Raw genomic sequence first — 8249 nt, 5'->3', positions numbered from 1 at the left:
GGGGGGTAGGGGAGGTAGGGGGGGTAGGGGGATCACCAAGCAGTGCGAGCGTCCTCGCTCGCTGAATATCACCCAAAACCCATTCGTAATTACCCATTACCCATTACCCATTACCTATTCGTAATTCGTAATTCGTAATTCGTAATTCCCCATCTTCAGTTAAACCGTTACTCCTCGGGTACTCAGAACTTCTTGTAATTGAGCTTCTTCATCTTTAGTTAAAGAAGTTCTTAACACCGTTCCACCATAGGGGGCGATTTCTTCTAAGACTTTATCGGGGGTGACTTTCCGCACTAATACAAAGAGGGCAGAGGTTCTCGGTTGTAAGGTTTCCCCAAGGGATTTCATGAATTTATCATCGACCCCAATATCACTTAAGGCGCCACTGGCGGCTCCAGCAGCGGCTCCCACGGCGGCACCTAACAAGGGGCTAAGGAATAAGGTTCCAATTAATAAACCCCAAAACCCGCCACTGACTGCACCCGCAGTGGTTAAATCAATGGCTTGGTTGAGTTTAATTTTTCCTTCAGCATTTTTGACGATCACCGCCGCGTCTTCTAATTCGATTAAATGTTCTTTTTGTAATTTAATCAAAGTCATACGGACTTCTTCGGCTTTGTATTCGTCGTCGTAGGCGATCGCAATTAAATCACTCATGGTAGATCAATCATAAAATTTGTCCTTAGAATCCTACCACAAAATTATTAACTAAATCCCCGCCCCATTCAGAAATTCCTCAATGACTTCGTTAATATCAAAACTAGCGATCGCTTCATCTTCTTCTTGACTATTATCAATTTCAGCAATCGGGCTTAAAGCCTTTAAACTTGACAATTCCTGTTCTAAGATTTTAATTCGTTCAAACAAATTCCGAATCACCATAGCTTCAGGATCGGGTAAACGGTCGGATAATTGTAAATCCTCAGTTTCCTTAGCATTGCGGGTAATCCGCCCGGGAATACCTACAACGGTACAATGACTGGGAACATCCCGCAACACCACCGAGCCCGCACCAATGCGAACATGATCACCGATATAGAGATTGCCTAATAATTTAGCACCTGCCCCCACCATAACATGATCACCTAAAGTCGGATGTCGTTTGCCTTTTTCCTTCCCCGTGCCACCCAAAGTTACCCCCTGATAAATCAGGGCATAATCTCCGACAATAGCGGTTTCGCCGATCACAACTCCCATACCGTGATCAATAAAAACTCCTTTTCCCATCTTAGCCCCGGGATGAATTTCAATACCCGTAAACCAACGGCTAAGTTGAGACAGAAAACGGGGCAAAAATGGAACTCCCCAGCGATGTAATCGGTGAGCAATTCGATGCCACCAAATCGCTTGTAATCCAGGATAACAAAACAGTACCTCTAGCCAATTGCGAGCGGCGGGATCTCGTTGGTAAATTGTTTGTAAATCCGTCATTAATACTCGGAAAAAATTAGTGCTTTCGGGGTGAAAACGGTTTTCCGGTAAAGAGGAATTATCAAAATTTGGGCTATTCTGATTGCTTTGAGCAACTTCAGCCGGGGCCTGATGATGGTTCGACAAACTACGGTTAGACATGGCGTTTAATCAGTAATCAGTTGTAGGGGCGGGTTCATCAAGATTTAGATGATTAACTCATATCTAAAAGAACCCGCCCGTAACATTTGTAGGGGCGGGTTCATCGAGATTTAGATGATTAACTCATATCTAAAAGAACCCGCCCGTACCAATAATCAGTTATCAGTGGTTAGACGTGTCAAGGGCGCAGCGATGCCGATCACTTGCTGTTGGCACGTCTCTATATTAATTAATGTCAACGAAAACGGATGGTGCGTAAGACATCTATCAGAGTGTCAATTTCTGCAAAAGTGTTATAGAAGGCGAGGGACGGTCGAACTGTACCCGTTAAACCATAGCGTTGCATGGTGGGTTGGGCGCAATGGTGACCTGCCCGCACCGCAATTCCTTCTTGGGCGAGGCGTTGCCCCACCTGTTCCACGGGAATATCATCGAGGATAAACGATAGTACACTGACTTTATGGGGGGCCGTACCGATTTGACGCAAACCCGGAATTTCCCCTAGGCGTTTTGTGGCATAACAGGTGAGTTTGTGTTCATACCGTTCGATATTGTGCATTCCCAGACGGCTAATATAATCAATTGCCGCCCCGAGTCCCACCGCATCCGCAATATTGGGAGTTCCCGCTTCAAATTTAGCCGGAGGGTCGCTGTAGACCGTTTTCTCAAAGGTGACACTGCGAATCATACTGCCACCGCCCTGCCAAGGAGGAAGATCTTCGAGGATTTCCCGTTTGATATAGATCGCCCCAATACCCGTCGGTGCAAACAGTTTATGACCGGAAAGGGTATAAAAGTCACAATTCAAGTCTTGAACGTTCACCGGGGTATGGGACACGGCTTGAGCGCCATCTACCAACACCCGAACCCCATGGCGGTGAGCAACTTCCGTCATTTCCCGCACGGGGAGAATGGTTCCCAAGGCGTTAGATACCTGGGTAATTCCCACTAAGCGAGTCCGAGGAGTGAGAAGCTGAGCGTATTCTTCCAACAAGATTTCACCACTATCACTGACCGGAATTACTTTGATCACGGCTCCGGTTTCCTGGGCTAACATCTGCCAGGGGACAATATTGGCGTGATGTTCTAGGGTGGAAAGCAGAATTTCATCTCCTTTGCCAATGTATTTGCGACCATAGGTTTGAGCTACTAAATTGATCGCTTCGGTTGTTCCTCTAGCAAAGATAATCTCCGAGGCAGAACCCGCTCCTAAAAACCGTTGTACCTTCTCTCGGGCGGCTTCATAGGCATCCGTTGCCCGGGCTGCTAGGGTATGGGCGGCGCGGTGAATATTGGAGTTGTCTCGCTGATAGAACCGCGATAAACTATCAATAACGCTTTGGGGCTTTTGAGTAGTAGCCGCGTTGTCCATCCAGATCAGGGGTTTACCGTTGACGTTCTGGTGCAAGATGGGAAAGTCTTGGCGAATTGCCTGCACGTCAAAGATTTCCCCTGATTCTAAGCCTAGGTTATCTACCGTTGGAGTCGATAGAAAGTAGAAGGATGGCTGAGATGGTTCCTGGGCAGGAGGCAGACTATCCTGAGATTTAATCTCCGTAAATACCTGTTTTAAATCCAAATCGCTGAACGGTGCGAGGGATTGTGTCCTGGGAGGAGCAGGAATACCAGGATCGGGTTGTGCGATCGCCGACAAGGACGGAATCTCAGTTAAAAACTCTTTTGGCACCGGATGGAAGGCTTCAGAATGAATATCAAGTTCCCGGTTTTGCGTTGCTTCAAATCCGACGGGTTCCGGTGGGGCAAAGGCTTGTTTGAGACTGGCTGCGAGTTCCGTCGGTAATAGAGCCGCTGCAAACTGTTTTGCTATCTGGGTTAAGGCCTCTTCACTCACAACTTGGCTCGGCGCACCACTTCCCAGGAACAGCACACCACTGGCATCCACCCCCCGGCTTTCCGGTTGTGGCAAAGGGGGATGGGTGAGAATTGCCGACTGAGACGGAGTTACAGGGGCAATATTGTTTTCAATGGGTAAAGCGGTATAAAACTGATTTGCCAACGTCGCCACACTGAGGAGGTCAAACGGCGGATTCCCCTCGGTGGTTTCGGGCAAATAATCGAGGTTTTCGCCCTTAGACCCTGGCATATTCGTACTCATGATAGTATCCCACTTCGACGTTTTCCAGAACGGCCACCGCATCGTCGGTTAAGACCGCGCAGGAGAAATATAAGGTCAGGAGGTAAGAGGCTAAGGATTGGGAGTCAATCCCCATAAACCGCACGGACAGGCTAGGGAGTTGTTCACCCGGAATGCCGATTTTATGCAAACCGACTACGCCTTGTTCTTTTTCACCGACTCGCACTAACAGAATACTGGTTTTCCCGGGGCCTTGTTGGTTGCCGTTATAGCTTTTAACTTCTAATTTGTCGCAGGGAACTAAGGGCACACCTCGCCAGGTCAGGAAGGGCGATCCGAATAAATTAATACTCACCGGTGGTACACCCCGACGAGTGCATTCCCGCCCAAAGGCTGCGATCGCCCGGGGATGGGCCAGGAAGAAAGAGGGTTTTTTCCAAACCCGTGCTAACAACTCATCCAGGTCATCGGGAGTCGGAACATCATAGCGAGGTTGAATCCGCATTAGGGGGGAAATGGAGTTGAGTAGGCCAAAGTTGGGGTTATTGATGATTTCCCATTCTTGACGCTCTTTTAAATTCTCGACAGTGAGGCGAATTTGTTCCCGCAGTTGGTCGATGGGTTCATTATAAATGTCGGTGACATGGGTATGAACCCGCAGGATATTCTGGAGAAGGCTCAGATCGTATTCTCGCGGCTCGATTTCATAGTCAATATAGGAAGCGGGTAATTCGATTTCTCCTTGATAATCGGAGGCCACCGGAATTTTTTCTTCGCCATAGAGATTAACCACGGATTTTAACCGAGTTTGTTCTTCTAGGGCTTTTTGCAGCGTTGGCCGAATTTCTGGGGACTGACTGAGAATTTCGTCTAGGGCGGGTTTGGAAAGGGCCAGTAAACGGCAAGGAGTGATCGTGCGGATCGTGGAATTACTGATCACTTCCGGGGCTAAACCCACTGCTCCAAAGTAGTCTCCGGCACTCAGAACCGCAATTCGCAGGTTTTCGCCTTCATCACCGGAGGTGGAAACTTCTAATTTCCCCTGAACAACGATATAGAATTTTTCCCCAGGTTGACCCTGTTGGATAATGGTTTGATCGATATCAAAGGCTTCGCTTTGAAAACGGTTAGCGATCGTCGCTGCGTCTGAAGGATCGAGGACGGATAACATTGGAATGGTTCGCAATTCTTCAGGGGAAATACTCGAATGTCCGTTATTATTAATGACGCGAACTTTGGGGGTGGGTTTAAGCACAACTTTGGTGCGATTCACCCGGTAGGTTCCCGATTGCACTTGCACCCAAGGCAGAAAATGTAATAGCCACCGAGGAGTAATTCCGGCCATTTGAGGCACGGTATTGGTGGTAATTGCTAGATTGCGGGCGGCTTTTGTATCGATGCTTCGCCCCTGACGGGTTTCGTTCGTTTTGATTGTTACCATAATAAGTGACTGTTTTTTGAGTAACAAAAGTTTCCAAAAATCTGCCTAAAACTTGATGTTTACAGGTGTGTTTTTGTTCGGAAACTCTTTATTGTTTTTTCTGACAACTAACAGCTTATAGCAAATAATCTAAATTAATCATCATAATTATCTATTAATAAAAATCAAACCATTCATAGCTTTTATTTGAAATATAATATTAAAAAAAATTACGATTGTATCGAGGAATGCAAAGCCTTGCTAAATAGGCTTTTTGGCAGTAAAAACTGACTAATTATACGGGTTTTACCCTGATTAAATAAATCTAGTGTATCCTTCCCAACTTTTTACTTCATTCCCATCGGATTATGATTATTTTGATTAAGCAATATCTCTATTATTAATAAATATATAATTTATCGAGATTTTATTAAGGGTTAGTTCAAAAATTCAGTTTTCTGTCATTTAAGGCTGTAACTGAGGCGAGTTTACTTAGATGATTGTTAAGAACTGTAAAAGGGCATGGACAATAGCCTGTTCCCCTCCTGACTATTGCCCATTGCCCATTCCCTATTGCCTGACCCCTATCAAGTTAAAACGGCCATTTCCAGTCAACAATTTCATCTTTGTCAATGCCATGTTCATGGGCATAATTGACATTTTCAATGATCGCATTTTTCATTCTTTCTCGGACATAAGCCGCCGCCGAACCCAATTTAGGAACCCGGTCAATCACATCTATAACCAGATTAAAACGGTCAACTTGGTTATTAATAGCTAACTCCAAGGGAGTATTGATATTCCCCTTCTCTTTGTACCCTCTAACGTGCAGATTAGCATGATTTTTCCGACGATAGGCTAACTTGTGAATTAACCAAGGATAGCCATGGAAATTAAAGATAATCGGTTTATCTGTGGTAAACAAACTATCAAAATCTCGGTCGGATAAACCGTGGGGATGTTCCGTATCCGGTTGTAACTTAAATAAATCGACAACGTTGACAAACCGAACTTTTAGATCTGGAATTTCTTCGCGTAAAATTGCCGTAGCTGCGAGAGATTCCATCGTTGCCACATCCCCGCAACCGGCCATAATTACATCAGGAATATCAGGATCTTTTCCACAGTCATCACTGCTGGCCCATTCCCAAATTCCAATCCCTTTGGTACAATGTTTAATGGCTTCATCCATGGTTAAAAATTGTAGATGTTTCTGTTTATCCGCCACAATCACATTGATATAATTGGTACTCTTTAAACAATGATCGGCAACGGATAATAAACAGTTAGCATCGGGGGGTAAATAAATCCGGGTGACACTGGCACTTTTATTTGTTACCACATCTAAAAATCCCGGGTCTTGATGACTAAACCCGTTATGATCTTGACGCCAAACCGTTGAAGATAACAGTAGATTCAAAGAAGAAATTGGCGCTCGCCAAGACACTTCATTTTTACAAATATCCAACCATTTCGCGTGTTGATTGAACATGGAATCAATGACGTGGGCAAAGGCTTCATAGGTATGGAAAAATCCATGGCGTCCGGTGAGTAAATACCCTTCTAACCAGCCTTCTAAGGTATGCTCACTCAGAATTTCCATTACCCGGCCATCGGTTGCCAGTTCACCGCCATCTAAATCCTCTGGTAAAAAATCCCCTAGCCAAGTTTTTTTACTAACCTCATATATCGCATTTAAACGATTAGAGGCTGTTTCGTCAGGGCCAAATACGCGGAAATTTTGCAGATTATTCCGCATCACATCCCGCAGGAATTGTCCTAGGGGTTTGGTATTTTCCACCCCGGACTTACCCGGATATTCCACAGGCACACCATAGTTCCGAAAATCAGGCAACCGCAGGTCTTTGCGCAGCACACCCCCGTTCGCATGGGGACTGGCACTCATTCGCTTTGTACCCTGGGGGGCCAAGGCTTTTAGTTCAGGAATTAAACGGCCATTTTCATCAAACAGTTCTTCGGATTTATAACTCCGCATCCAATCTTCCAACACCTGGAGATGGGGCGGGTTGGTGGTAACATCGGCCATCGGGACTTGGTGCGCCCGCCAGAACCCTTCTACTTTATGACCATCAACCGATGCCGGGCCTGTCCAGCCCTTGGGACTGCGGAAGACAATCATCGGCCACAGGGGACGTTTAGCCACTCCCGTTGACCGAGCTTCGGCTTGAATGGCTTTAATTTCAGCAATGGCTGTTTCCAGGATATCGGCCATTTTTTGGTGCATCAAGGCGGGGTCTGACCCTTCGACAAAATAGGGTTTATAGCCATAGCCTTTAAACAGGGCTTCTAATTCTTCATGGCTAATCCGCGATAAAATCGTGGGGTTGGCGATTTTGTAGCCATTCAAATGCAGAACGGGTAACACCGCCCCATCCCGAATCGGGTTGAGAAATTTGTTAGAATGCCAAGCGGTGGCTAAGGCTCCGGTTTCCGCTTCTCCGTCTCCCACCACGCAAACGGAGATTAAATCGGGGTTATCGAACACAGAACCGTAGGCGTGGGATAAACTATAGCCTAACTCTCCCCCTTCATGGATGGAACCGGGGGTTTCCGGGGTACAGTGGCTGCCAATACCGCCGGGAAACGAAAATTGTTTGAAGAATTTTTGCATCCCCTCGGCGTCTTCGCTAATATTGGGGTAAATTTCTGAGTAGGTTCCTTCTAGGTAAACTGGAGCCAGGACTCCGGGCGCACCATGACCAGGGCCAGCTAGATAAATCACATCCAGGTCATACTTTTTAATCAGTCGGTTGAGGTGAATGTAGATAAAGCTCAACCCGGGACTCGAACCCCAATGTCCTAATAACCGATGTTTGACATCTGAGGGTTTTAGCGGTTCTTGTAACAAGGGATTTTCCCGTAGATAAATCATGCCCACGGCTAGGTAATTACAAGCTCGCCAGTAGGCATCAATCTTACGCAGTTCGTCCTCACTCAAGGAGTTACTCGTCTCAATGGGTCTATCTGGTGCAGATACCATAAGTCCTGACTGTTATAAAGGGTTTTCGTTGTTTAAAAATTGAGACCATAAGATATTGTTAAACGGCGATTTGCGGTTTGATTGATACCATTAGGTCAAAATTGCTTTAAATGATAGCACGGGTTTTTGAGTTTAGAGAGAGCCTATTTTTATTCTTACTA

General features: G+C 46.0%; 5 protein-coding genes. All 5 read right to left on the bottom strand.

The genetic code is table 11. The features are described 5' to 3' along the window. Positions 1–159: 159 nt before the first annotated feature. Positions 160–657 (bottom strand): DUF1269 domain-containing protein, encoded by a 498-nt coding sequence (locus PL11201_RS09675; protein ID WP_079678387.1) that lies wholly within the window; start codon positions 655–657, stop codon positions 160–162. Positions 658–708: 51 nt separating this feature from the next. After that, positions 709–1431, bottom strand: coding sequence for a serine O-acetyltransferase (gene cysE, locus PL11201_RS09670; RefSeq protein WP_234996661.1), 723 nt, complete (start codon positions 1429–1431; stop codon positions 709–711). Positions 1432–1807: 376 nt separating this feature from the next. Beyond that, on the bottom strand, positions 1808–3676 hold the full coding sequence (locus PL11201_RS09665; protein ID WP_144017717.1) for a cysteine desulfurase: 1869 nt from the start codon (positions 3674–3676) through the stop codon (positions 1808–1810). Beyond that, a complete protein-coding gene (locus PL11201_RS09660; RefSeq protein ID WP_079678384.1) occupies positions 3663–5108 on the bottom strand; it encodes a family 2B encapsulin nanocompartment shell protein in 1446 nt (481 codons plus the stop codon). Before PL11201_RS09660 ends, PL11201_RS09665 begins: the two co-directional genes overlap by 14 nt. 571 nt (positions 5109–5679) lie before the next feature. Further along, positions 5680–8088, bottom strand: coding sequence for a phosphoketolase family protein (locus tag PL11201_RS09655; protein ID WP_079678383.1), 2409 nt, complete (start codon positions 8086–8088; stop codon positions 5680–5682). Positions 8089–8249 lie beyond the last annotated feature (161 nt).

It is taken from the genome of Planktothrix sp. PCC 11201, from assembly GCF_900009135.1.
Classification (GTDB): domain Bacteria; phylum Cyanobacteriota; class Cyanobacteriia; order Cyanobacteriales; family Microcoleaceae; genus Planktothrix.
This window is presented reverse-complemented; position numbering and strand designations above follow the sequence as displayed.